Here is a 23,653-nt window from a genome sequence, read left to right as displayed (position 1 = left end):
CGTCGGCAGCAGGCGACCGTCGAGGGCAGTGGGTGTGCGGGGGAGCCAAGTCGCGGTCGAGCGTGGGTGCGCGACCCCGACGTGCTCGGCTGTAAGGCATACGGGTGGGCATGGCCGGTGTTCCGTGCATGCCGGTTCCGAGTGGCGGTCACTTCTGCCGGCTCCGGGTCAAACAGGGCGGAGCGATGTCGCGTATGACCGTTCTTGTCAGGCTTCACGGACGGCGAGTGTCGCGCGGTTCGACGGGCGCGCACATTTTCCGGGTTTCTTTTGTGGTCACCGAGGACGACTGGGTCCCCGGGCGTGTGCCGTGCCCGCAGCCCTGACGTGGGTGGCCTTTCGGCCTGGGCGAGAGCCGTGGCCCGTGCCACCCGACGTGCCCGGTGCGTAACGGTGTGTATCCTGACAAATCGGTCAATGTGAGCGATGATCGGCGTATGCCATGGGGTTCGCGAAGGCATAGCCCGACAACCGATCCGGATCGCTCCGCGAAACGTGTCTCCGGTAAAGGGAACCTTTCGACCGCGGACGAGGAACTGCTCCGCGCTCTGTACGCCGAGCACGCCCGGCCACTGTTCCACTACGTGTTGCGACTCACCTCGGGAGACTGGCAATGGGCAGAGGACGTCGTACAGGAGACGTTGCTCCGGGCGTGGCAGCATCCCGCAGCTTTCGAGCCCGAACGCGGCCCGGCTCGGGCGTGGTTGTGCACGGTCGCCCGGCGCCTGGTCATCGACGCTCATCGGGCCCGGCGGGCCAGGGTCGCCGAGGAGGGCGGCGAGGCGTTGGAGCGGGCCGCCCAGCAGACACCGGGCGAGGACCAGATCGAGCAGGCGCTGCAGAGCTGGGCCGTGGCGGAGGCGGTTCGTACGTTGTCCCCGGACCATCGCGCGGTTCTTCTGGAGACGTACTACCGAGGCCGGACCATGGCAGAGGCCGCACGGGTGCTGGGTGTTCCGGTGGGCACAGTGAAGTCGCGGTCGTACTACGCCCTGCACGCCCTCCGGCTTGCGCTCCAGGAACGCGGCATCGAGCCATGACGGTGGCCTGGAGGAGGTGCCGACCATGAGCCAGGACCACGACAGCCTCAGGCTGGCGCTGGGTGGATATGTTCTCGGTGCGCTGCCTCCGGCGGAGATGGAGCAGGTGAGCGCCCATCTCGCGGAATGCGACGAGTGCCGGGCGGAACACGCGCAGATGGCGGGATTGCCGGCGCTGCTCTCGATGGTGACCGAATCGGAGGTCACGGGCGAGACGGTTCCCGCCGCCGACGGTGACCTTGCTGATCGGCTTGTGGCGCGGGCAGTTGAGGGCGCCGAGGCCGCTCCGGCCGTGCGGTCCGACTCCGCCGCAACGCCGCACACCTCCGAAGGCGGCCTGCTGGACAAGTTGCTCCGGCAGGCCGCCGCCCGGCGGCGCAAGACCTGGCGTCTGCAACTGGCCGGTGCCGCCGCCTCCCTGCTGTTCTTGGCTGCGGCGCTCGGCGGCACATGGCTGGCGGCCATCGGATCCGTGAGCAGTGAGGCGACACCGCCCGGCCCGACCGTGCCGGCCCCGCTGCGGACCTTCACCGGGCACGACCCCACGACCGGCGTCTCCGCCACGGTGAAGGTCTCACCCTCCGCCTGGGGCAGCACTCTGCAGGTCTCCGCCAAGGGGGCGCCCGCCGGAATCACCTGCCGGCTGAAGGTCGTCGGGACCGGTGGGGCAACGGCGGAGGCTGCAACCTGGCGTGCAGGCTCCTATCCCTCCACTGCCACCATTCCGGGATCCGCCCCCATGGCTCCGGACGCCATCGGGCACTTCGAGATCGTTGCGGGCAACGGTCAGAAGTTGGTCACCATGCAGGCGTGAGGTCGTGGGGATACGCCCGGCGGGCGCATTGGTGCATGCGTACGACCTTGCATGTGCTTACGACCGGTTTCCGCGAGACGGCGTGCGCGCCCATCGCGTCGACGGTGCGCACGCGAGCCGATCAGGGCTCGGCGTCAGGTGCATCGCGGCACGGTCGTTCGCACCACCGTGCTGCACATGTCCGGGACCGGTTCGGGAACGCCGGTGCTCCCGCTACCGGGCTGTTGTCCTCTCAGAGCTCCGACGAGCGCGTCCACTCACCGAGTTCGGTACCGGACTTCGGCAGATCCGCATCGGCGTACCTCACCACGGGTGCGGAATCCGACGTCGCGAAGAACTCGGAAAAAAGGGATGAAAAGCCTGAACCGATCGGCGTGCGACGACGTGAAACTCGATGAGCGCTCCTACGCAGGACCCGGCATTCCGGCCGCCCCTTCATGTACACGGCGGCCCCCTGAGTCCCGGTCTCCGCCACTTCACAGAAGAGCCAGACGATCATGCTTGTGACCGATCCCCCCTGCCCGAGCCCACCACTCCCCGAGCCTTGCCGACGCCAGGCGACGCTCAGCCTGCCCGCGCATGAGGCACACGTCTCCGTCGCCCGTCACTTCGCTGCCGAGTTGCTGCAGAGCTGGAGCGTGCCCGAGAGGGAACGGGACTCCGCCGTTCTCATCATCGACGAACTCACCGCCAACGCAGCGCAGTACGGCCGAGAGCGCATGACCCTGCTGCTCGTTCTCGAAGACTGCATGCTGCTCATCGTGGTCAGTGACTCCGGAACGGCTGTCGAGCATTCACACCCCCACATCGCCCCGGACGAACACGGCCGCGGTACGGGCATCGTCAGCTGCCTCGCGCAGTCGACCGAGATCTGCCAGACGCGCGGCGGCCGTGAAGTGCGGGCCCGTCTGCGGTGCTCGGCATGATCTGCCTCGGACTTCCGCACGGTCGGCACACCCCTGCGCGGGCCGGCACCGCGTCACTGCGGTGGCCATCGACTTCCGGACAGGGCGACGCCCAGGGATCCGTACACATCCCCGTGAGGGCAGCCGACGACGCCACCGAATGCGCGCCATCGACCCACAAGCCATGTCCCATCGACGGCTGTGCCGGCCGGGGTGTGGTGTCCGCACGAACCCCGGTCCGGGGGGACACAGAACAAGGCGGCCGTGACCACAGCAAGGTGCTGTGCAGACGTTGCGGCGCCGACGTGCCGGCTGCGGTCGCCGCGGACACCAGCACTCCGTCCCCGCACCAGACGTACGAGAACGCCCCCGACCTGCGCCGCGAGCTGCACCAGGTGCTCGCGCTCGGGGCTGAACGCGACGGCCGCCAGGCGAGGAGCGTCACCGGGCCACCGGCCGACGCAACCGTCGTCGAGCGCGCCTGGCTGCTGCGCCGGGCCGCGCTCATGGACCGAATGGCCCTGAACGACCCGAGTCCCGGGCCGGTCGGCGCCGCCGTACAAACCGGCGAACAACTCGTGCTGCACGATCGTCTGCATCCTCACCTGGTGGCCGGCCCGAATCAGCCGGACGCGATCGGGCCCGACTTCAACCACCGAAGCTACGTTCGCCAGGAATACACCGCGTGGACCGCCGCCGGGTGTCCCGGCACCTGACCGGCTCGGAGGAGGGTAGGAGCCGGGGCAGTGGTCGGTCAGCAGCGGGGTGCCATTCGGCCAACTCGACTGGTCTCGGGCGGCTGTTGAACCAGCAAGAGCACGTAGCACCGGCTGGGGGCTGCCGCGACCCGAATGTCGCTATGAATCTCCGTGGTGCTCGGGGGCGTCCAGTGGGTTGTCGGCCATCCTCGTCTCCAGGGCGGCCCGTACGGCGCCCGCGGCGGAGCTGTCGGGCTTGCGGGCAGCCTGGTCCTGGAAACACGTCAGGAACTGTGTGGCGAGCCCGAGTCGGGGATGGTGTTCGAGGACCTCGGCCCTGAATTCGGGCGCGAAGTCGTCGGCGTACCTGCCGACGATCTCCATGGCCGTCGCCCTGCACAGTACGTGCCCTTCGGGATCCATGGACACGTCGACATCGGGCCACATGTGTCGAATGATGACCTCTGCCAGTCGCCGGCGTCGTTCTGCCGGCCACCCGGCGCCGGCAGAGAACACCCGGGCCACATGGCTGCCGGCCACCTCGAACGGAACCGTGTGACTGTCGAATTCCCGTACCAGACCGATGTCGTGAAGCAGAGCGGCCACATACAGCAACTCGTAATCGACCTCGATCCTCTGGGCCGTGGCACGGGCCGCCGCCCAGATGTAGGACCGCACGGAATGGTTGAGCAGCGCGGGGGAGTGGTAGTCGGACGCCACCTGCAAGGCGGCTCTCGAGGCCGCCGTGTCCGGGACTGGAACGTCACCGAGGGCAATGCCGGCCACTGCGGGCTCGGCGCCGTTCGTCGGTCGTTGGTCGCGCACGGGTTGGTCTTCCTCTCGTAACGTGCTGCCTCGTCGGCCGAGGTCGCGTGGCGTCGATGTGGTGGCAGTGGGGAGTGCGCCACGGTGTGGACAGCGTCGCAAGGCTGAGCGCAGTTGTCCGGTCGCCTCACCGCGCAGACGGGATTCAGGCGAGCGCGGGCCTGAACAACTGCTCCGACAGCGCCGATCTCGGCGCGAAGAAGGGGTCATATGGACTGCTTGGCAATCCCCCGGCCCGTGGCACGCAGGGCACCGCGTACGGAAGCGTCGCTGTTCCGATCGGGACTGGACCGGCCGTCGACCGAAGCGGCCCGAGGGCGCTTCAACCCGTGCAGACCGGGTGCGTAAGGTACGAGCGGCCCGGCAGCCGTGCGCGCCGGGCCGCGCCGGTCGCGTGGACGACGTGACCGAGGGGCCGAGAACCGGGGGTGCGGGGATGGCGGACGCGGCGGATGTGGCGGACGTGGGGAGCTCGGAGGGGGCAGGGGAGGAGAGCGGCGGAGGGATCGCCCCCGTAGACCGGAGGGTGTTCGTCGTCGCAGGTGTGGTCTTCGCCGTGCTGATGGTGTTGTCCTCGCGCTACGGCTTCCACCGCGACGAGCTCTACTTCCTGGACTGCGCCCGACACCTGCAGGCGAGCTATGTGGACCAGCCTGCGCTCGCGCCGCTGCTGGCCCGGGTTTCGCTGTCTCTCTTCGGGGTTTCGGCGGAAGGCTTGCGGCTTTGGCCCGCATTGGCCGCCGCGGGCACGGTGGTCGTGGGCGGGCTGACCGCGCGGGAGTTCGGCGGCGCGCGGAGGGCTCAGTTGCTCGCGGCGATCGCGACGGGCACCATGCCCGTGCTGCTGGGCAGCGCTCACGTCGCCAACACAACGTCGTACGAGGTGCTGGCGTGGGCGGCGATCGCGTTCGTGGTCGTGCGGATCGGCCGCACGGGCGACACGCGGTGGTGGCTCGCCGTGGGAGCGCTGGTGGGCATCGGCGCGGAGTTCAACCATCTCGCGGCGATTTTCGGGGCCGTCCTGCTGGCGGCGACGGTGCTCGGCCCGGCTCGCCGGAGCGTGGTCGACCGGTGGTTGCTCGCGGGCGCGTTGATCGCAGCGGTCATTGTGCTTCCCGACCTGTGGTGGCAGTCGCAGCACGGTTGGGCGATGTTCGCGATGACTCAGGCGCTTAACGGGGAGCACGGAGGCGCAGGCAACATCTTCACCTGGATCGTGGGGCAGCTGGGCATGTCCTGCCTGGCGATGGTCGTGCTGTGGGTGGCGGGCCTCAAGTTCCTGTGGAGGTCCGGTCGGCCGCTGTGGCAGTGCCTGGTGATCGCGTACGCAGTGTTGTTCGTGCTGTTCGCCGTGACGACCGGAGCACAGGTGTACTACCTGGCCGGGTTGTATGTGTGCCTGCTGGCCGCCGGAGCTGTGGGACTCGACGGGTGGCTGCACTCACGCCCGGAACAGCTGCGGGGCCTGATGGTGGGAACCGCCGTCTCGGCCACGCTGTCCGCCGTGATCGTCCTGCCGCTGCTACCGCCGTCCGACGTGGGCTGGACGTACGGCATCAGCTCGAACTCGGGGGAGATGCTGGGTTGGTCCCAACTGGTCGGCACCGTGGGGCGGGTGTGGACCGGGCTCCCGGCGGGACAGCGCGCAAACGCGGTGATCTTCGCGGCGGACTACGGCGAGTCCGGCGCCATCAACGAACTGGGGCGCGGCGCCGGGCTGCCCACGGCCGTGGGCGCCCAGAACACCGACTGGTGGTGGGGTCCCGGCAAGACGCACGCCACGACCGTGGTGGCGATCGCCCCTGGCCCCGACTACGCCCCTGACTACGCCGCCCGACTGCGCCACTACTTCCGGCACGTCCGTGTCGCCGCCACACTCTCCGATCCTGATGGGGTGCACAACATCGAGTGGGGCGGCCATGTCTACGTATGCACCGACCCCCGACGCCCCTGGGGCGAGATGTGGCCCGAGCTGCGCACCTACGCATGACACTCCCTCCTGCGCGGAAAGTGACGTGCGGTGGTGCATGCCGTGTTGACCAGTCGGTGCCCTCGTGCTTGTACAGACCCTTGATGCCGTCCCCGAACCTTCGGCTTCAGCAACTGGGTGGCTGATGCGGTTACGCAGATCGGGCCGGGTGGCGATCTCGAAAGAAGAACGGCGCGACGGCCGTGGCGGGCGGTGCGGCGGCAGGCAGCGGCGATGTTGGTTTGGCCGGCCTGGAAGAACACGCTGGCCGCGAGATTGCGGATAGTCGCCGTCGTGCGGGGGGTAGGCCACCGCTGCGGATCTGGGCGGCGATCGTCGCGCAACGTCCTTGTGCTCCGGACACTCCGGCCGGCGTGTTCGGCGCAGGGGGCTTGCACGTACACGAGTCCGAACCGAGACCGTACGGAACTCGACTCCACCTCCGGACGGACCGAACCTCTCGAAGTAAGCATCAGAAGGGGGGTCGGAATGAAACGTGTGTGTGCGGCAGCGTGCCTGGCGTTGGGGCTCACCATGATGAGCGGCTGCAGCCCCCCTGACCGGCCGCTCGTAGCAGTGCGAAACGGAAACGACGGGCGGCCGGTGGCCGAACTGCGGCCGTGCGAAGGGGGCGAGACCCTTTCGGGGATGCGTCTGGGGAGCTGGACCCTTGACGAGGGCGAAGCCGCAGTCGAGGAAGCATCACTTGGCTCGATCGGCTCTTCCTCGACCTCCCGACATGCCGCGACCGGCACCGATGATCCGGACGAAGACCAGGCCCTCGAGGAAGACAGCGGGTGGGAGGCATGGGGAGCGACGAACCACGGAGGTGTCGTCTTCCCGCTCTTCTCCCCACCACCGGAGTGGCGCGTCCAAACCTTCGGCAGACAGACCCTGCTGCCCGACCGGACCTACGCGCTGAGATTCCACGGGGCCGGTGGCTACATGGCCCACGTCTACTTCACGGCCGACGACCTCGCCTCCCTCCAGCCGGGCCAGGTCTGGGCCGACGACCGGGCCATGAGCGCGGGAGACTTCGGCGAACTCGTCGACGACAAGTGCTGAAGGCCATCAGGTCGCTTCGGGATCGAAAACTTCGGCGATTATCGAACCGGTCGTATCCGTTTGTTCAGTTCGCCGGTGGCCGACCGGCTTTCAGGATGCTTTCAGGTTGCGGCGGTCCTGGCCAATTGAATTGATCGCTCCTTATGGTTGGATATTTTTCGGAGGGTGCCAGCTCCTGCCGCGGGGAGCTGGCGCCCTGTCGGAAAATCAGACGGGAGTGATCGATGGTGAAGCGGTCGAGCATCATCGCCGACGGCGACGCGGCGGGCGCGAAGGCAACCTCAGGTACCGGTAAGTCGGTGATGAAGAAACTGCCCGAGGTCACTGTGGCCTTTTGGGTCATGAAGATCGCCGCGACGACACTGGGTGAGACGGCCGGTGACCTTTTCGCACAGACGCTGCAGATCGGCTATTTCCTCACCACGATCGTGCTCTTCCTGGTCTTCGTGGTCACGCTGGTGGTTCAGTTGCGGTCCGGTCATTACCAGCCGTTTTTCTACTGGACCGTGATCCTCTCGACCAGCATGGCCGGCACCACGATGTCCGATTTCATGAACCGGGACGCGAGTGCCGAGTACCTCTCCAGCGGGACGAGTTCGCTCGGCTGGGGGCCGCAGGGCCTCGGCATGGGCTACCCGACAGGAGCCGCGATCCTCGTCTCGATCCTCCTCGCGATTTTCTTCGTGTGGAAGCTGAGTGGCATGACTTTCCAGATCCGCGACATCGTCACGTTCCGAGGCGAGACTCTTTTCTGGGCGGCGATCCTTGTGTCCAACACGCTCGGAACGTCGATGGGTGACTTTCTGTCCGACAGTTCCGGCCTTGGCTACGGAGGCGGCGCACTATTGGTGGTGGGGGCACTGGCGGTGCTGGTGGCGTTGATGAAGGTTCCGGTGCCGAACACCCTGCTGTTCTGGATTGCTTTCGTTCTCACCCGGCCGCTTGGCGCCACGGCGGGTGATTTCCTCACCAAGCCGGTCGCCAAGGGCGGCTTGAACCTCGGCACGATCGGCTCGTCGGTGGTTCTGCTTGCCGTCCTGTCGGCTCTGGTGGCTTACGGGCACATGCGAGAACGGAAGACGACCGACTGGCCGGCATCGGGGCAGGACTCGCCTGCTCGGCGGGCGAGTTGAGGGTGAAACAGGTGCAGCCGTGTTTCCTTTGGCGGCGGGGAAGAGGGGGGCACGTACCACCGCGAGTGGGCACGGTACGTCATCCGCGAATCTGTGGCACGGTTGTGTGTTGCGCATGGTGCCACTGCGCGTCATCAACCAATTCGTCGCTGTCGGATGCCGCGTTGACCAGGCTGATACAGCACAGAATCAGCAGCAGGGCGCCGGCTGCGAAGGGCAGGGGCCGGCGTGCCGGTGGGGGGCCCAGCAGGGCGCGTACGCGCTGTGGGACTTCGCCGCCGGTCGCGGCCAGTGCGGCGGGGCGGGGCGCACCGGCGGACGCGAGCGCGGCGCGACCGACGGCACGGGCGACCATCACACGATCGCCGGTCTGCGCGGCGGCCTCTTCGTCGGCCCAGCGTTCCAGGACGAAGGCGCCGGTGTGGGCCAGGGGACGCAGCAGCGGGTTCACGGCAGACGTAAGCCGCCAGATGGTCTTGAAGACATGGTGCTTTCCCCGCAGATGGGCCCGCTCGTGCGTCAGCAGCGCGTGGCGCTCGCCGTCGCCCAGGCACTTGAGCATGCCCCGGGACACCACGATCCTTCCCGGACTGCCCGGCAGGGCGAAGGCCAGGGGAGTGTCGTCGTCGAGTACGGCCAACTCCGTGTCGCCAGGCAGGCGAGTGCATTCCCGGCGGGCCCTGATGACGTGGCGAGTCTGGCTGAGGGCTGCGATCCCCAGGGATATCAGGCCGGCTGCCAGCACGAGCGCGCTGGCGGCAGCGACGCCGAGGTACACGGGATCGTCGTCCCGCAGGGCGGCCACCGACCAGTGACCCTCCGCCGCGACTTGGGGGATCTGTGCCACGCCGGTGAAGGCCAGCAACGCCAGTGAGCCCGTCCAGCCGCCCGCGGTGACGAGGGCGGCGCAGGCCAGGGCCCAGGCGGCCGGGCGTGGCGCGAGCCGGCGTGCCATGCGCGGCGCGAGCGCCGTGAGCACGGCGGTTACGGCGAAGGGAATGTACACACTGATCAACACGTCGTCACAACCTGGTGCCTCAGGGCCCGTCACTGTCGCTGGGGTCGTGTTCGGACAGCAGGTGATGCAGTAGTTCTTCGTCCTGCTCGGAGAGCTCCGAGACGAAGCGGGTCAGCACCGCCTCTCGATCCGAGCCGCTGTCCAGCAGTGTCCGCATGCGCTGCGCGGTGTGCGAAGCCTCGTCCGACGCCGGTGTGTACGCGTACCCGCGGCCCTCACGGTGCCGGAGGAGCACGCCCTTGTCGTAAAGGCGCGACAGGATCGTCAGCACGGTGGTGTAGGCGAGGTCGCCTCGCAGTCGCTCCCGAACCTGACCGGCGGTCAGTGGGCGGTCGGCAGCCCAAAGTGCGGCAAGTACATCGCTCTCCAGTTCGCCGCGCGCCCGCCTGCCGGATCCGCCGGGTGTCTCCTCGCCGTTGGGGTCGCTCACCGTCCGCCTTCCCTCCTGCCGTGTCAGCACAGGCTACCCGGCATGTCTACTACTAGTTGTAGGAGGTATGCTCCGGGCTTCGAAGCGCGAACTACTACATCTTGTAGATTCTGCAGCCCCCGTCGGGCGGAGGAGCAGCTCATGCCTCACATCGGACGTACGCTTCCGCGCCCCGCGGCCGCGAGTCCTGCACCGGTCCCGGCCCCCTGGGCGCAGGCGACGCTCCCTGGGCGCGTCGCCATCATCTCTGCGAGCGTCGGCGCCGGCCACGACGGTGCCGCCGCCGAGCTGGCCCGGCGCCTCGAGGGCGACGGACTCAGAGTGGACCGGTTCGACCTGCTGGATCTGTTGCCCGTGAGGCTCGGACAGGCTGTCCAGGAGATCTACCACCGGATGCTCGTCCGTGCGCCATGGGCTTACCAGCGGATCTACTCCAGCACCGAGCGCGCCGGAGGAGGTGGTCGGGTGGCGCGGACGCTGCTCCGGTCTGCAGAGGAACGGGTCCTCCGCGCTCTGCCTCCGGATACCGGCGCGGTCGTCTCGACCTACCCCGGGGCCAGCCGTGTGCTGGGCAATCTGCGGCTGGGCGGACGGCTGACGGTCCCCGTCCTGACCTATCTGACCGACTTCTCCGTGCATCCGCTGTGGGTGGCGGACGGGGTGGACGTCCACCTGGCTGCTCATGCGGTGCCGGCTCGCCAGGCACGGGCAGCCGGGGCGCGGGACGTGCGAACGTGCGGACCGGTCACCGATCCGCGTTTCCGGCCGGGGGCCAGGGAGGATCGCGACCGGGGGCGCGCCGACTTCGGTCTACCGGAGAAGACGCCGCTGGCCTTGCTGGTCGCCGGCTCCTGGGGCGTGGGGCCGGTCCGGCAGGTCGCCAAGGAGCTGCGCGACTGCGGTGCCGCTGTGCCGGTTGTCGTCTGTGGGCGCAACGAGGCGCTCGCGGCGCGACTGCGTGCCGATGGGATCGAGCACGTCTTCGGCTGGGTCGACGACATGCCGGCCCTGATGCATGCCGCTGACGTCCTCGTGCAGAACGCGGGCGGCCTGACCTCTCTGGAAGCGTTCGCCGCAGGCCTGCCCGTCGCGAGCTACCGCTGCATACCCGGCCATGGCCTGACCAATGCCGCCGCGCTCGACGAAGCCGGTGCAGCCGTGTGGGTCCGTAACGCCGACGACCTCAAGAAGGTGCTCTGCGACCTCATCGACGGATCGCTCGGGCAGCACCAACGCGAAGTGGGTCTAGACCTGTTCGCGAGGGCCCCGGGTGAGGGTCCGGCAGCCGAGATCGCCCGCTTGTGCCTCTCGGGGACTTCCCCGCAAAGCTCCGCACCGCCCTCGCGCCCCCGCCGCCGGCCTCTCGCCCGTCGACGTCTCGCACTGCGCCCACGCGTCACCACCACCGCGGCCCTCGCGGGCGCGGTATGGGCGTGCGCCGTGGGAGCCGGATTCGCGACGACGCACGACGCCCCCGGCCTCGTGCACACCATCGGCCACAGCCTCGACCTGGACGACCTCCCTCCCGGCCACCGATCCGAAGGACATCGCTCGTGACCGCCACCCGACTGGTTCGCACCGCCGCACTGGCGGCCCTCCCCACTCTGGCCGTCGCCCACGCCGCCCCGGTGATCTCCACTTTCGGGCCGCTGCGCAGGCGGCTCATGCCCCGCCTCTCGGGTCGGGGCCGCCCGGATCACGTGGCCCTGACCTTCGACGACGGACCCGACCCCCTTTCCACCCCGTTCTTCCTGAAGGTGCTCGACGAGCGGAACATCCGTGCGACCTTCTTCATGCTGGGCAGGGCGGCGCGGCGGTCTCCCGGATTGGTCCAGGAGATCGTGGCCGCCGGTCACGAGATAGGAGTGCACGGCTGGCTGCACCGACCGCTGCTCCTGCGTGGCCCTGGAGCCGCGTACGACGACCTGGCCCGGGCCCGCGACACCCTCGCCGCGATCACGGGCGAGCGACCCAGGCTCTTCCGTCCCCCGTACGGCGTCATGTCGACGTGCGCCCACCACGCCGCCCGGCGCCTGGAGCTCACTCCCGTGCTGTGGACGTGCTGGGGAGAGGACTGGACTGCCAGGGCGACGCCGCAGTCCGTCCACCGCACGGTCACGGCCGACCTGGACGGAGGCGGAACCATCCTGCTCCACGATTCCGACTGCACCTCCGCACCCGGGGCGTGGCGCTCTGCGCTGGGTGCGCTGCCGCGCATTCTCGACACATGTGAGCAGCGCCGCCACGAAGTCGGTCCTCTGAGTGAGCACGGGTGGTTGTGAGCGTCCGCGAAGACACGTCCTCGCCGGGAACGCATCACCGCCCTCGATCGTCTACAGTGCTGTAGACCGTCTACCTTGCTGTAGTCGATCATTGTGTGCCCGACTGCTCACCTCAAGGCCATAGGGAAAGGCTTTCGCTGAATGACCACACCGCCGCACCTGGCCTCGCAGCTCGCCGTGAACGTACTGGACGCCCAATCTCTGCTGACCGCCTTCGGCGTGGTGGGCGTGGGTGTGGTGCTGTTCGCGGAGACGGGTCTGCTCATCGGGTTCTTCCTGCCAGGAGACTCCTTGCTGTTCACGGCAGGGCTCCTGTGCACGGGGACGGCGGACCGGGCCGTGCAGCTGTCGCTGACACCGCTGCTCGTCTCGGCCGCCGTCGGTGCCCTGGCCGGCGCGCAGTGCGGCTATCTGATCGGCCGCCGGGCGGGGGGAGCGCTGGTCGCCCGCAGTCGTTCGCAGCGTTTGCACGACGGCATGAAGCGGGCCGAAGAGCTCTTGGAGCGCTACGGGTACGCCAAGGCGATCGTCCTGGCGAGATTCATCCCGGTTGTGCGGACCGTGCTCAACCCGATGGCGGGCGCGCTCGAAGTTCCCGTGCGGACCTTCACGCTGTGGCAGGCGATCGGTGGCCTCGTCTGGGCCGTCGGCGTCACGCTCGCAGGGTATGTGCTGGGGTCCTCGATCCCGAACGTCGACCACTACCTTTTGCCTCTGATCGCGTTGATCGTCGTGGTGTCGCTGATCCCGCTGCTCAGCGAAGTCCTGCGATCCCGGCAAAGCGCCAGGCCGAAGGCGAGGCACAAGTGATCCTCGCCTTCGACGGGTCGGCCATCGACGGTTCCCTCTACGCGGACGTCGTTGTCCGCGCGCATCACTCGGCCGACTGGCTCGACGACACGGTGTCGGTCTGGTCGACGTACGGACTCCTGGTGTTCGCCGTCCTGGCCGTCATCGGCTGGTGGCGCGCCCGGCGGGTCAGCCCGGCGGCCGCGGTCACGACGCTGGCCGTACCGGTCGTCGTGGTTGTCTCATACGGAGTGGACATGGTCCTGAAGGCGGTCGTACGGGAGAACCGCCCCTGCCAGAGCCTTCAGGTGACAACGCTGGATGCCTGCCCGGCACACGGCGACTGGTCGTTCCCCAGCAACCATGCGGCCATCGCCGCGGCCGCCGCCGTGGCTCTGCTGTTCGTCTCGCGCCTCCTCGGTGCGGTCGCGGGGGTCGCAGCCGTGGCGATGGCGGGCTCCCGGGTCTGGGTCGGCCTGCACTATCCCCATGACGTCCTGGCGGGCGTGCTCGTCGGCGGACTGGTGGCGTGGGCCGCGACGTTCGTCGTACGACGACAATCAGACAGTTTGGCCCGGCGGCTCGCCTCCAGACGTCTCGGCGAACTGCTGCTCGCCTCATGAGCCGCCGCGATGTCTCCGGCCCGGCCGGGTGGGCCGCCCTCGGCGCCGGGACCGCGTTCGCGATCCTCGCCGCTGCCGTCCACGCCGATGCGCCGCGCTGGCTGGACGACCGGTTCCTGTCGTGGTCGGTCGCACACCGCCCGCATCTCGCCGTGACTGTGGCACGCGGTGTGACCGCCACAGGAACCGGCGCCGTCCCCTATGTCCTTGCCGTCCTGGCAGGCCTCCTCGCAGGACGGTCACCGAAGCAGCGCGTGCTCACCACCGTGCTCTGTCTCGCTTGCCTCGCAGTGGGCCAAACCCTGCGATTCGAAGTGATGCAGCTCGTCCATCGATCCCGGCCCCCCACAACGGACTGGGCGGCGCACGCAACGCGTTGGGCGTTCCCCTCGGGCCACACCACGACGTCCGCCCTCGCCGCCGGAGTGCTGATCGCCGCCGTGTCGCTGTGGGCCCCGCGCGGCGGGACGCCGCTGCGGATCTTCATCGGCTGTTGGGCACTGCTCGTCGGCCTGACCCGCATCTACCTCGGAGTGCACTGGTTCACCGACGTCCTCGGCGGATGGCTGTTCGCGGTCGGCTGGCTGGGAGCCTGCCTGTGGGCCCTTGCCCGGTGGCTCCCGGACTCGTTCAGGCAAAGTGACACGGTGGGCCAAAGACCGGCGGAGGACCATGCACCCCAAAATCCTCACCGTTGAAGATGATCACGCCCTGCGCGATGTGCTGCGCCGATTTCTGTCCGACGAGGACCTCATCCCCATCGTCGCCGCCGACGGCGCGAGTGCCCTTCGACTTGCCACGGACGATATCGCGGCGGCCGTCCTGGACGTCGGGCTACCCGACGCGGACGGGCGGGACGTGTGCCAAGCGATGCGCGCAAACGGCTTTGTGGCCCCTGTCATCTTCCTGACCGCCCGCCATCAGATCACGGACCGTCTGTCCGGTTTCGCCGCCGGCGGCGACGACTACCTGGTCAAGCCGTTCCACCCGGCCGAACTCATCGCTCGGATCAAGGCCCTTCTCAAGCGAGCGGCCCCGCAGACCGCGATGTCGGCCGGCGATCTCGTCCTCGACGCGGTGAACCACAGCATGTCCGCACCGGGAGCCCGCATCGGCCTGTCCCCGACGGAATTCCGGCTACTGGCCACACTCACCGCCGCCGACGGCACCATCGTGCGCCGCAGAGACCTGGTCCGGGCCGCCTGGCCCGAAGGAGCGCACGTGAGTGACAACACCCTGGACCAGTACCTGAGCCGGCTACGACGAAAGCTGCGCGAGGCGGGCAGCGACCTGACCATCGGTACTTCCCGCGGAATCGGACACCGCCTGTCATGAAAGGACTCATGACACGCCTGGCGCCTCGAACCCTGCGGGGGCGCCTTTCCCTCGTGGCCCTGACGGCCGCATCGCTGCTGATGGCGGTCCTGACCGTCCTGTTCAACGTGACGATGGACCGGCACCTGCGGCACCAGGCGGACGACGAACTGCGCAACCGGGCAGCCGCAGTAGCCACCACCGTCGACACGAGCGGCTCCCACGTACGTGTACTGGAAACGGTCAATGACCGCCTCCTCGATACGAACGTATGGATCCTCGACGGTGGGCGTCTCCTGGAGAAGCCGCCGTCGGCTGCCTCCGCCGGGCCGCTGTCCCGAGCCGTCGACCGGTTGGCCGCACAGTCAGGGCGCGCCTGCACGACCGTGACCGCCCGCGGTGACCGGCCTGTGCGATTGTGTTCCGAGCCCTTGTCGGGTGGGAGCGGTGGTGCCGTGGTCGTGACCGCCCTGGACCTCGGCCCCTACCGCAGTTCGGCCGACACGCTGCTCCTGGGCTCGCTGGTGCTGGATGCCGTGATGCTGCTGTGCACTTACATGCTCACACGTCTGTCTGTCGCCCGGGCCCTTCGTCCCGTACGGGTGATGACCGATCAGGCCACTCAGTGGAGTGCCGTGCACTCCGACGACCGCTTCGGTGCCAAGGATCACCCGGCGGAACTCACCCGGCTGGGCACCTCATTGGACGCGCTCCTGGATCGCATACGGACCGCGCTGCGATACGAACAGCAGTTGACCGCCGAGCTGTCCCACGAACTGCGCACCCCGCTCACCCGGATCGTCACCGAACTCGACTGGTGGAGACGCCGTCCGCGCTCCGCCGAGGAGACGCGCGCCATTCAAGCGGTGATTGCGGAGGCGGCTCAGGCCATGCGCCTGATCTGCGACACCCTCTTGAACGACGCCCGAGAGAGCGCGCGCAATCCGGCGGCCGTGCCCGGAACCTCGGACGTCGTATCGGTGCTGGGCCGCATGATTCAACACGCAGGGACACCGGATCAGGTACACGGGGTCGTAGAGGCCGAGTCCTCGGTGCTCGAGGTGGGAGTTCCGCCCGCCCTTCTCGAACGCATCGTCAGCCCATTGCTCACCAACGCTGTTCGCTATGCACGTTCAAGCGTGAAGGTCTCTGCGCGAGGCATCCCGGGCGCAGTGCGGATCGATGTCGTCGACGACGGCCCCGGTGTGCCGCAGACGTTCATCGCCGACCTGTTCCAGCCAGGACGGCGTGCCGACGCCGACGACGGGCACGACGGCGCCGGCCTGGGGTTGCCGCTCGCGCGACGTCTCGCCCGGGCTGTGGGCGGTGAAGTGTCCTACGACTCCGCCCATGCACCTGGGGCCAAGTTCACCGTCAGTCTGCCGGCAGGCTGACCGGCATCCGCGCCGCGAACGGTAGCGGAGGCCGTGATCCGGGCACAGGAGGGACGCATATCCGGCGCAGCGTCGGTGACGACCGGAGACCGGACGCGGGTGACGGTACCCGGCCGGGCAACCTCCGTGGGTTCGTAGAGCGGCGGGGCACCCGTCGTGATCGGTGACGAGCGCCCCGGAGTCGGGTGAGCGGCGACCTCTGCCGGATCTTCGGGACGCGGCATGGTCGCCTGCTGATCAACCGCTCAGGCCGCGGGCCGGTTGACCGGCTTGTGCTCCGTGACGTCCCTACGCGTCACTGCGAGATACACCACGAGGCCGAGGATGACCGCGAGGAACAGCACGCTGGTCACCACGGTACCGATCCCCAGTCCGCCGTCGGCGGTCGGCTGGGACAAGTAGTCGCCGATGGAGGCGCCGAGCGGACGGGTCAGGATGTAGGCGATCCAGAAGCTGCCGACCGCGTTCAGATCCAGCGCGAATCGCGCCAGGGCGACCGCGGCGATGCCGATGGCGAACAGTACGGCCGACAGCCAGTAGCCGAGGGACATGCGCTCGGAGACGAGGTCGCCGGCCGCAGTGCCCAGGGCGAAGGTGAACAGGACGGCGAGCCAGTAGAAGGACTCGCGGCCGGTGGAGTCGATGTGGTGAATCGACAGCGTGCGCTCGCGCCGATACCAGACCAGGAACACGATCGCGAGGAGCAGGGCGAACACGATGGTGCTGGTCTCCAGCGGCACACCCATGTTGTCGGTGAGGTTGTCGCTGATCAGCGTGCCGACGACGCTGATGAGGGCCACGGCGAGCCAGTAGATCCCGGGGCGGTAGGCCCGCGTGCGGAACTGTACGACCAGCACAACGGCCAGCAGGGCACTCATCAGCACCGATACACCGGTCAAGCCCAGTCCTGCGTCGGAGTTCAGCAGATCGGCCGCGGTTTCGCCGACCGTGGTGCACAGAACCTTGATGATCCAGAAGTAGACGGTGACTTCGGGCACCTTGTTGAGGCGCGACACAGCGCGCTGCGGAGGGGCCGGTTCGTCGACCGCGGGAAGTGCGGTGTTTCCAGGGGTTTCATATGTCATGGTTCCCGACCGTGCCATCGGACACCTGAACGCATCCTGACTGCTGCGGGCCCCTGACCGTCCGGCCCGACCTGCACTACTCGGCCGTCGGCCCGCTGATCGGCTGACGAGGCCGGGACGCGGTGCCGGTGCGCTGGGGAGCGAGGAACACGGCCATCACGGGGGCCAGGTACAGCGTCCAGATGATGATCTGGAGCACGGTGGGATCGGGCTGGAAGTTGAAGACACCCTTGAGGAGTGTGCCGTACCAGGAGTCAGGGGGGGAGGGTGGTGCCGATGTCGAAGGCGAGATCGTTCAGTCCGGGCAGGAAGCCGGCTTCCTGGAGGTCGTGAATGCCGTACGCGAGGACGCCGGCGGCAACGACGACCAGCATGGCTCCGGTCCACCGGAAGAACCTGGCCAGATTGATCCGCAGGGCGCCCTTGTAGAACGGCCATCCAAGCGCGGCGGAGGTGGCGAGCCCCAGCAGCGCGCCGATCAGCGGGCGGATGCCGTCACCCGTGGCTTGTACGGCGGTCCAGATGAAAAGGGACGTTTCCAGGCCCTCCCGTCCCACGGCGAAGAATGAGGTCACCACCAGCGCGCCGGTGCCGACGGCCAGGGCCGCGTCGAGCTTGCCTTGAAGCTCGCTCCTCAGATGGCGTGCGGTGCGCCGCATCCAGAAGACCATCCAGGTCACCAGGGCTACCGACAGGATGGACAGGGTGCCGCCGAGGGCTTCTTGAGCCTGGAAGGTGAGCGTCGAGGAACCGAATTGCAGGAGGGCGCCGAAGGCCAGGCTGAGGAACACGGCCAGCGCGACCCCCACCCACACGGGAAGCAGCTGTCGCCGGTTGCCGCTCTTGACCAGGTACGCGACGAGTATGCAGACGACGAGGCCGGCTTCCAGCCCCTCACGCAGGCCGCTCAGGTAATTGGCGAACACGCCGAGTCCTTCCGTCGGTTGAAGTCATTGGTGTCTGGCGCGTCGTTGGGCGAAGAGCAGGCGTCCCTCACGCGACTGCGCGCTGCGAAGGGGACGGACGCGCCTTTCCCGGTGAGATGTGTTGACCTCACGCCCGTGGTGTGCGGCGGCTCACTTCACGACGGCGGCGGCCAGCTTCGAGAGCGGCTCGGCCAGCGCATTCACTCCGTCGGAGAGTTCCTTGCGCTGGGGCGCGGTGACTGTGTCGTAGGAGGCGTAGGTGTAGTCGCCGCCGGTGCGGAACTTCTCCAACAGCTGGGACAGCGCGACGAATTGACTGTCGAGTTCCCTGGTCAAACCGATGTCGTTCCTGGAGGCGACCGGCTTGAGAAGCTCGTAGGACTGTTGAGCGCCCTCGAGGTTGCCCTTGAAGTCCACCAGGTCGGTGTGGGAGTGACGCTCTTCTTCGCCGGTGACCTTGTTGCGAGCGACCTCGTCCAGCAGGCTCTTGGCGCCGTTCGCCATCGATGTCGGGGTGATCTCCGCGGCGCCGACCTTCTTCACCCACGTGTTCAGGTCGGACATCAGCCGGTCGGCGAGCTCCTTCTCGCGGGCGCCGATCTTCCCTCCTTGCCGGAGCGCCTTCTCCAGGCGGTGCCAGCCGGTCCAGTCCGTGGCCGGATCCTGGCCTGCCTCGAGGCCGTCTTCGCGGACGTCGACCTTCGGATCGATGTCACCGAAGGACTCGGCGACCGGTTCGGTGCGTTCCCATCCGATCCGGGAGGGTGCGTAAAGCTTCTTCGCCCTCGCGACGTCTCCGGCCTTGACGGCGTCGGCGAAGGCCTGCGCCCGCGGAAGGGTCTGTTCAGCCTGCGCAAGGACGTACGAGCGATAGGCAGCCACCGCCCTGTCGGCCTCAGGGCTCCGCTTGGCGGCTGCGTTCCTGCCGGTGACCGTCACCTTCTGACGGATGCCGTCGCCCTTCATGCCTGGCTTGCAGGCAATCCGGTACTCGCCCAACTTGATCTCTGTCGTGATCGACGACTTGGTGCCCGGCCCGATGTTCTCGCGTTCCGCTGCGATCCGGTCGTCCGGGAACGGCACGTATACCTCGGTCACCTTCGAGCCGGTGTTCTCGATGCTCACGGTGACATGGCCGGCGGGGAATTGCGTCCGAGAGACCTCGCACTTGGAGTGCGACGCCGTAACCCGAACCGATCCGTCACCGCCGTCGGATTTCTGGGCGCACCCCGACAGCGATACGACGGCCGCCGTGGCAGAGACGGCGCAGGTCAGCAGGTATCGCGAATTCGCGGACATGCAGGATGCCTCGTTTCACACGGGAAGGAAGGCGTGAGCGAAGGCCCGATCGTCCGCTGAGTCTACACAGCAGTAGACGGTAAGGAAAGGCTGCCCTTAGTTTCGTTTGCGAGTGGCATGTCAGGGGGAGGGGATCTCACCCTGGGCGACCTCGACGCCGTGGTGCAGGAGCGCGGCTCCGCCGAGGGAGGACGCGGCGGCACCGGTGCACACCAGAACCATGGCCAGCAACGCCGGAACGAACCGTCGTGTCGGTGCCTCACTGAGAAGTGCCCTGACACGGGCGGGCACCGGGCCCGTCACCGCTCCAGGAATCACCACCGGCAGCCGGGTGCCTCCGCGCCGGCGAGCGGAGGCCAGAGCGGCGCGCCCTACGGCATGCGCGGTCAGTCTCCGGTCTCCTGCCTCGCGGGCGGCAACCTCATCGGCGGCGCGCTCAGCCGCGAAGGAAACGGGGTGCACGACGGCGGCCAGCGCGGGATGGCACTGAGCGGCGATGAGTGCGGCAGCGAGAAAGAGGTGATGCCGACCGGCCAGATGGGCGCGTTCATGAGCGAGGAGCACCTCGCGTTCGTCACCGCCCAAGGCGCGAAGCATGCCCGAGGTCACCACGATCCGCCCCCGCCCACGCAGGCCGTCGGGCAGCGCATAAGCGTCCGGCTGCGGGTCATCCACCACACAAAGCCCTCCGGCGTCCGGAAGCGCGGCGACATTCCCACGGGCGGCACGCAGACGGCGCACCTCCGACGTCACGCGCCGCGCCCCGGCGACAACGGTGACGGCCGCAATACCGGCAGCCAGCGCCGAAACCCCCAGAACCAGCGATTGAGGACCGGCCTTGAGCGGCTGGATCAGATCCACCAGGACAGCGAACCGAGGAACCTGTAGCGCGAGAGGAAGAAGCAGTGCGCCCAAGCACGTCACCACGCCGAATGCGAGTGCGGCGGAGACGACGGTGATCGACCACAAGGCGACGTCCGGCCGTACTCGCTCCGCGGTACGTCGGGCCAGAGGCGGCAGTAACCAGGGGAGGGCAAGCGGGACGAGCAGCAGTGCGATCATCGTTCGCCTTCCTCGAGAAGCCGCCTCAGCTCCTCCTCGTCGGCCTGGCTCAGCCCTTTGACGAATCGGGCCAGCACCATGCTGCGATCACTGTCCCGATCAAGTTCGTGATGCATCCGCCGAGCCGTGAGACCGTGTGCGTCATCCATCGGGAAGTAGACGAAACCGCGCCCGCCGGGACGCCTGTCGATGAGGCCCTTCTGGTGCAGACGTGCGAGCAGCGTCGCCACGGTCGTCCGAGCCAAGGGCTGTGGCATGGCCTCCCTGACCTGCGCTGCTGACTGAGGCCTGCCGGCCGCCCACAGTGCAGCGAGGACACTGGCCTCCAGCTCACCCGCAGACCGCCGCTCACCGTCGATCTCAGCCACCGGCCAGTCCCCTCTCTCGGATCATGCACAGCACACGGATCGACCACTGCACTGTAGGTGCAACGGTGGTCACTCTCGACTCCCCGACGCGCGGTGCGCGTCGAGACCGCCCGTACCAGGTTAGGGCCAGGTCCGGGGCGTCGGACCTGGCGATCGACGTTCCGACGACGAGACGTGCTGAACGCCGGACCGCGGAAGACGTTCGGCTGGGACAGCCCGGCCGTGCGCTTGTCCGTGCTGCCGAAGTACGCCCCGACGCTGTGTGCGACGATTTGTTGAATCTGCCCACGCCGGATCTCCATCTTCGCGGCGCCGAACATGGCGCACGTCACAGGAACGCCGCCCGGGCGGCGGAGAGGTATCTACTGTGAGGGATTCGGAAAACAACCTGCGCCGACGTGTGCGCGCCGGGGAACGCGACGCGTTCGCCGAGCTGTACGAGCAGTGCGCCCGGACCGTCTACAACCACGGGTTGCGGCTGACGGGCGACTGGTCAACGGCGGAAGAAATCATGTCGGAGACGTTCTTGACCGCTTGGCGGGTACGGGAGCGACTTGAGGCCGACGGAGGCTCGCTCGTTCCCTGGCTCCTCGGCATCGCCACCAACAAGGCGGAGAACGCCCGGCGCGGATCGCGCCGACGCCTCGCCTTCCTGGTCCGGCAGCCACAGCCGCCCGCCGTCACCGATTTCGCGCCGGAGGTCGACGGACGCATCGACGACGCGCGCCGTCTGGGTGCGGTGCAGATCGCGCTGCGCCAACTGCGCCGTTCGGAACGGGAAGTGCTCTCCCTGTGCGTGTGGTCGGGCCTCGACTACCAGCAGACTGCCGAGGCTCTTGGTATCCCCGTCGGCACCGTGCGTTCGCGCCTGTCGCGGGCCCGCGCCAAGCTGGCCCGGCTTACCGACGAAGGGCCGGGAACGAACATGGAACCGCAGGCCCCTCGCGGAAAGGTAATCAGTGAAGCCGCACTCGCGGCCCTGCCCGTGCGGGAGGAAACCGTATGACGACCCATGACACCCGCCGTTCCCAGGCCCGGCGCACCGACGCCGACGAGATCGCCGGGCTGCTCCCGGCGCCGGCCGAGTGGGACGTTCCGCGCGAGCAATACCTACACTGCAAGGAACTGCTAATGCGCCAGATCGACCGCGACCAGGCCCTCGGTCATGCCCAGACTACGCCCAGTACCCGTCCCTCCCGGCGGCTGCTGCGGCCCGCGGTCATGGTGCCGGTCACGGCATTGGCCATGGGCGCCGTGGCGCTCACGGTCGTCACCGCTACCGGCAACGCGGGCCACTCCGCCACCGCGGGCCCGTCGCAGCACGCCACCACCAGCGACACCATGCGGCCCGCCGCCGCGCTTCTCGGCCGGATCTCCCAGGCTGCGCTGAAAACCGACGCCATTGCGGTACACGACGACCAGTTCACCTACAGGCGGGCCAAGATCCGCGAGGCGGATCTGACCACCAACAAGGCCGTAGTCGGCCCACTGAGGGACATGGAGACCTGGGAGTCGCAGAAGCAGGGGCCACAGCTCAAGCTCGGTGTGGTCCGGGTCGACGGCGAAACCTTCCCCATCAATGCCGAGTTGGGGGACGAGCACGGCACTCCGGCAGGCCTCAGCCGGCCCACCTATCGGTGGCTCGCCGCCTTGCCGACCGACCCGGACAAGCTCCTGACATATCTCGACGCGAAGACGCCGAAGACGGCGAAGGTCCGGGGCCAAGGGCACAATCAGGCCGTGTTCGAGCAGATCGGCAGCCTCATCGGTGAGGTGATGCCGCCCCAGACGGCTGCCGCCCTCTACCAGGCTGCCGCCCGGATCCCGGGAGTCGAACCGGCGCCCCAGGCCCACGATGCGATCGGCCGCCGAGGTGTCGGCATCGCCCGCGACGATGCCGCTTCCGGCACTCGCACCGAATGGATCTTCGACAAGGACGACCTCGCCCTCCTCGGTACCCGCAGCTACCTGATCAAGGACACCTCGTACGGGAAGAAGGGCACCCTGCTCTCCAGCAGTGCGGTGCTCGAACACGCAGTGGTCGACAAGGCGGGCCAAGAGCCCACTCGAAACTCTGCGCACACGTCGATGCCGAGCCGACAGAACAGCTGACTCGACGGCGTTGCCGTGCCCGACGCGCCGCCCTCGTCGGCCGCCCGGGTGGAGCAGTGCAAGCCGCCGCCTCGGCACCTCAGGCCCGGCCGGCTGCCACCTGTCACTGGCCCTGCCCCGAGGAGACGCGTCGTTGCCCACGGGGCCGGTGACGGGCCCGGGCGCCCACACGCCAGGCCGGCAGTTCGAGGCTGTCGTTTGCACAGGCCGTGAACCCTTTCCCAGCTGACGCGGATATTCGGTAGTTGGGGTGGGGGCAGCGTTCGGATGTGGAGAAGCTCCTGGTGGACGGGTTCATGACCAAGATCGTCTGTCCGCCAGGAGCTTTCGTGCGCTTGCCTACCGTCGGGGGCCGATGTGCCCACTGCGCGCCTGGGCTCCGTGTCCGCCTGCCTGCCCACCAGCCGCCGCTGACGTGGCACCCGACGGCGCCGGGTGATCGTGAGGTGTGTCGGTGGGCAACACGAAGGTTCCGGCCTTGATGCAGGCAACGCGGCGCGGA

At 68.4% G+C, this 23,653-nt stretch carries 23 protein-coding genes and 1 pseudogene; 16 read left to right on the top strand and 8 right to left on the bottom strand.

The annotated features are described in order from the left end of the window. The first annotated feature begins 437 nt into the window (after nucleotides 1-437). From RCR19_RS00565 to RCR19_RS00550, 4 genes are all read left to right on the top strand, one after another. Entirely contained in the window at nucleotides 438-1,040 is a 603-nt protein-coding gene (locus RCR19_RS00565) for a sigma-70 family RNA polymerase sigma factor (RefSeq protein WP_331263184.1), read from the top strand. 25 nt (nucleotides 1,041-1,065) lie between these two features. Further along, nucleotides 1,066-1,854 carry a zf-HC2 domain-containing protein gene (locus RCR19_RS00560; RefSeq protein ID WP_331263183.1) on the top strand — a complete coding sequence of 263 codons (789 nt, stop codon included), beginning with the start codon at nucleotides 1,066-1,068 and terminating at the stop codon, nucleotides 1,852-1,854. A gap of 497 nt (nucleotides 1,855-2,351) precedes the next feature. Beyond that, nucleotides 2,352-2,780 carry an ATP-binding protein gene (locus RCR19_RS00555; protein WP_331263182.1) on the top strand — a complete coding sequence of 143 codons (429 nt, stop codon included), beginning with the start codon at nucleotides 2,352-2,354 and terminating at the stop codon, nucleotides 2,778-2,780. Between the two features lie 197 nt (nucleotides 2,781-2,977). Next, a complete protein-coding gene (locus tag RCR19_RS00550; RefSeq protein ID WP_331263181.1) occupies nucleotides 2,978-3,475 on the top strand; it encodes a hypothetical protein in 498 nt (165 codons plus the stop codon). A gap of 141 nt (nucleotides 3,476-3,616) precedes the next feature. Here the strand turns inward: RCR19_RS00550 and RCR19_RS00545 are convergent, their stop codons facing one another. Beyond that, complete coding sequence (locus RCR19_RS00545; RefSeq protein WP_331263180.1) at nucleotides 3,617-4,282, bottom strand: HD domain-containing protein; 666 nt, start codon at nucleotides 4,280-4,282, stop codon at nucleotides 3,617-3,619. Between the two features lie 436 nt (nucleotides 4,283-4,718). On the opposite strand from RCR19_RS00545, the gene RCR19_RS00540 reads away from it, so the two are divergent. From RCR19_RS00540 to RCR19_RS00530, 3 genes are all read left to right on the top strand, one after another. Then, the gene (locus RCR19_RS00540) at nucleotides 4,719-6,272 is read left to right on the top strand and encodes a glycosyltransferase family 39 protein (RefSeq protein WP_331263179.1); all 1,554 of its coding nucleotides are present in this window, start codon (nucleotides 4,719-4,721) and stop codon (nucleotides 6,270-6,272) included. Nucleotides 6,273-6,899: 627 nt separating this feature from the next. Next, on the top strand, nucleotides 6,900-7,316 hold the full coding sequence (locus RCR19_RS00535) for a hypothetical protein (RefSeq protein WP_331263178.1): 417 nt from the start codon (nucleotides 6,900-6,902) through the stop codon (nucleotides 7,314-7,316). 224 nt (nucleotides 7,317-7,540) lie between these two features. Next, a complete protein-coding gene (locus tag RCR19_RS00530) occupies nucleotides 7,541-8,449 on the top strand; it encodes a hypothetical protein (protein ID WP_331263177.1) in 909 nt (302 codons plus the stop codon). 79 nt (nucleotides 8,450-8,528) lie between these two features. Here the strand turns inward: RCR19_RS00530 and RCR19_RS00525 are convergent, their stop codons facing one another. Further along, on the bottom strand, nucleotides 8,529-9,467 hold the full coding sequence (locus RCR19_RS00525; protein ID WP_331263176.1) for a M56 family metallopeptidase: 939 nt from the start codon (nucleotides 9,465-9,467) through the stop codon (nucleotides 8,529-8,531). 19 nt (nucleotides 9,468-9,486) lie between these two features. Next, nucleotides 9,487-9,897 carry a BlaI/MecI/CopY family transcriptional regulator gene (locus tag RCR19_RS00520; protein ID WP_331263175.1) on the bottom strand — a complete coding sequence of 137 codons (411 nt, stop codon included), beginning with the start codon at nucleotides 9,895-9,897 and terminating at the stop codon, nucleotides 9,487-9,489. Between the two features lie 141 nt (nucleotides 9,898-10,038). Here RCR19_RS00520 and RCR19_RS00515 point away from each other — a divergent pair, with 141 nt between their 5' ends. The 7 genes from RCR19_RS00515 to RCR19_RS00485 all read left to right on the top strand — a co-directional run bounded on the left by RCR19_RS00515 (nucleotide 10,039) and on the right by RCR19_RS00485 (nucleotide 16,299). Beyond that, the gene (locus RCR19_RS00515; protein ID WP_331263174.1) at nucleotides 10,039-11,454 is read left to right on the top strand and encodes a glycosyltransferase; all 1,416 of its coding nucleotides are present in this window, start codon (nucleotides 10,039-10,041) and stop codon (nucleotides 11,452-11,454) included. Then, nucleotides 11,451-12,179 carry a polysaccharide deacetylase family protein gene (locus tag RCR19_RS00510; protein ID WP_331263173.1) on the top strand — a complete coding sequence of 243 codons (729 nt, stop codon included), beginning with the start codon at nucleotides 11,451-11,453 and terminating at the stop codon, nucleotides 12,177-12,179. The genes RCR19_RS00515 and RCR19_RS00510 overlap by 4 nt, the downstream gene beginning before the upstream one ends. Nucleotides 12,180-12,320: 141 nt before the next feature. Next, the gene (locus tag RCR19_RS00505; RefSeq protein WP_331263172.1) at nucleotides 12,321-12,989 is read left to right on the top strand and encodes a DedA family protein; all 669 of its coding nucleotides are present in this window, start codon (nucleotides 12,321-12,323) and stop codon (nucleotides 12,987-12,989) included. After that, nucleotides 12,986-13,591: a phosphatase PAP2 family protein gene (locus tag RCR19_RS00500; RefSeq protein WP_331263171.1), complete on the top strand. Its 606-nt coding sequence runs from the start codon at nucleotides 12,986-12,988 to the stop codon at nucleotides 13,589-13,591. The genes RCR19_RS00505 and RCR19_RS00500 overlap by 4 nt, the downstream gene beginning before the upstream one ends. Continuing rightward, nucleotides 13,588-14,289: a phosphatase PAP2 family protein gene (locus RCR19_RS00495; protein ID WP_331263170.1), complete on the top strand. Its 702-nt coding sequence runs from the start codon at nucleotides 13,588-13,590 to the stop codon at nucleotides 14,287-14,289. Before RCR19_RS00500 ends, RCR19_RS00495 begins: the two co-directional genes overlap by 4 nt. After that, entirely contained in the window at nucleotides 14,264-14,926 is a 663-nt protein-coding gene (locus tag RCR19_RS00490) for a response regulator transcription factor (RefSeq protein WP_331263169.1), read from the top strand. Before RCR19_RS00495 ends, RCR19_RS00490 begins: the two co-directional genes overlap by 26 nt. Nucleotides 14,927-14,934: 8 nt before the next feature. Continuing rightward, nucleotides 14,935-16,299: an ATP-binding protein gene (locus RCR19_RS00485; protein ID WP_331263168.1), complete on the top strand. Its 1,365-nt coding sequence runs from the start codon at nucleotides 14,935-14,937 to the stop codon at nucleotides 16,297-16,299. Between the two features lie 245 nt (nucleotides 16,300-16,544). On the opposite strand, the gene RCR19_RS00480 is transcribed toward RCR19_RS00485, so the two are convergent. The 5 genes and pseudogenes from RCR19_RS00480 to RCR19_RS00460 all read right to left on the bottom strand — a co-directional run bounded on the left by RCR19_RS00480 (nucleotide 16,545) and on the right by RCR19_RS00460 (nucleotide 21,039). After that, nucleotides 16,545-17,384, bottom strand: coding sequence for a hypothetical protein (locus RCR19_RS00480; protein WP_331263167.1), 840 nt, complete (start codon nucleotides 17,382-17,384; stop codon nucleotides 16,545-16,547). A gap of 136 nt (nucleotides 17,385-17,520) precedes the next feature. Next, nucleotides 17,521-18,310: pseudogene (gene efeU, locus RCR19_RS00475) on the bottom strand (iron uptake transporter permease EfeU); the annotation flags it as partial. A 150-nt stretch (nucleotides 18,311-18,460) separates the two neighbouring features. Continuing rightward, nucleotides 18,461-19,609, bottom strand: coding sequence for an iron uptake system protein EfeO (efeO, locus tag RCR19_RS00470; protein ID WP_331263166.1), 1,149 nt, complete (start codon nucleotides 19,607-19,609; stop codon nucleotides 18,461-18,463). Nucleotides 19,610-19,729: 120 nt separating this feature from the next. Then, a complete protein-coding gene (locus RCR19_RS00465) occupies nucleotides 19,730-20,671 on the bottom strand; it encodes a M56 family metallopeptidase (RefSeq protein ID WP_331263165.1) in 942 nt (313 codons plus the stop codon). Continuing rightward, nucleotides 20,668-21,039 carry a BlaI/MecI/CopY family transcriptional regulator gene (locus tag RCR19_RS00460; protein WP_331263164.1) on the bottom strand — a complete coding sequence of 124 codons (372 nt, stop codon included), beginning with the start codon at nucleotides 21,037-21,039 and terminating at the stop codon, nucleotides 20,668-20,670. The genes RCR19_RS00465 and RCR19_RS00460 overlap by 4 nt, the downstream gene beginning before the upstream one ends. Before the next feature lie 388 nt (nucleotides 21,040-21,427). Here RCR19_RS00460 and RCR19_RS00455 point away from each other — a divergent pair, with 388 nt between their 5' ends. Together RCR19_RS00455 and RCR19_RS00450 are read left to right on the top strand one after the other, a co-directional pair. Continuing rightward, nucleotides 21,428-22,045 carry an RNA polymerase sigma factor gene (locus RCR19_RS00455; protein ID WP_331269305.1) on the top strand — a complete coding sequence of 206 codons (618 nt, stop codon included), beginning with the start codon at nucleotides 21,428-21,430 and terminating at the stop codon, nucleotides 22,043-22,045. Further along, entirely contained in the window at nucleotides 22,042-23,151 is a 1,110-nt protein-coding gene (locus RCR19_RS00450; protein WP_331263163.1) for a CU044_5270 family protein, read from the top strand. The genes RCR19_RS00455 and RCR19_RS00450 overlap by 4 nt, the downstream gene beginning before the upstream one ends. The last annotated feature ends 502 nt before the right edge of the window (nucleotides 23,152-23,653 follow it).

The sequence above is a fragment of the Streptomyces sp. WAC07094 genome, assembly GCF_036320405.1.
Classification (GTDB): domain Bacteria; phylum Actinomycetota; class Actinomycetes; order Streptomycetales; family Streptomycetaceae; genus Streptomyces; species Streptomyces lannensis.
The sequence above is the reverse complement of the archived record's forward strand: the minus strand, read 5'-3'. Positions and strand labels throughout refer to the sequence as shown.

Coding starts and splice junctions, on each gene's coding strand:
- RCR19_RS00495 (WP_331263170.1), top strand. CDS start 13,588: ATGAGCCGCCGCGATGTCTCCGGCCCGGCCGGGTGGGCCGCCCTCGGC.
- RCR19_RS00480 (WP_331263167.1), bottom strand. CDS start 17,384: ATGACATATGAAACCCCTGGAAACACCGCACTTCCCGCGGTCGACGAA.
- RCR19_RS00530 (WP_331263177.1), top strand. CDS start 7,541: ATGGTGAAGCGGTCGAGCATCATCGCCGACGGCGACGCGGCGGGCGCG.
- RCR19_RS00490 (WP_331263169.1), top strand. CDS start 14,264: ATGCACCCCAAAATCCTCACCGTTGAAGATGATCACGCCCTGCGCGAT.
- RCR19_RS00565 (WP_331263184.1), top strand. CDS start 438: ATGCCATGGGGTTCGCGAAGGCATAGCCCGACAACCGATCCGGATCGC.
- RCR19_RS00560 (WP_331263183.1), top strand. CDS start 1,066: ATGAGCCAGGACCACGACAGCCTCAGGCTGGCGCTGGGTGGATATGTT.
- RCR19_RS00505 (WP_331263172.1), top strand. CDS start 12,321: ATGACCACACCGCCGCACCTGGCCTCGCAGCTCGCCGTGAACGTACTG.
- RCR19_RS00515 (WP_331263174.1), top strand. CDS start 10,039: ATGCCTCACATCGGACGTACGCTTCCGCGCCCCGCGGCCGCGAGTCCT.
- RCR19_RS00465 (WP_331263165.1), bottom strand. CDS start 20,671: ATGATCGCACTGCTGCTCGTCCCGCTTGCCCTCCCCTGGTTACTGCCG.
- RCR19_RS00540 (WP_331263179.1), top strand. CDS start 4,719: ATGGCGGACGCGGCGGATGTGGCGGACGTGGGGAGCTCGGAGGGGGCA.
- efeO (WP_331263166.1), bottom strand. CDS start 19,609: ATGTCCGCGAATTCGCGATACCTGCTGACCTGCGCCGTCTCTGCCACG.
- RCR19_RS00485 (WP_331263168.1), top strand. CDS start 14,935: ATGACACGCCTGGCGCCTCGAACCCTGCGGGGGCGCCTTTCCCTCGTG.
- RCR19_RS00535 (WP_331263178.1), top strand. CDS start 6,900: ATGCGTCTGGGGAGCTGGACCCTTGACGAGGGCGAAGCCGCAGTCGAG.
- RCR19_RS00555 (WP_331263182.1), top strand. CDS start 2,352: ATGCTTGTGACCGATCCCCCCTGCCCGAGCCCACCACTCCCCGAGCCT.
- RCR19_RS00450 (WP_331263163.1), top strand. CDS start 22,042: ATGACGACCCATGACACCCGCCGTTCCCAGGCCCGGCGCACCGACGCC.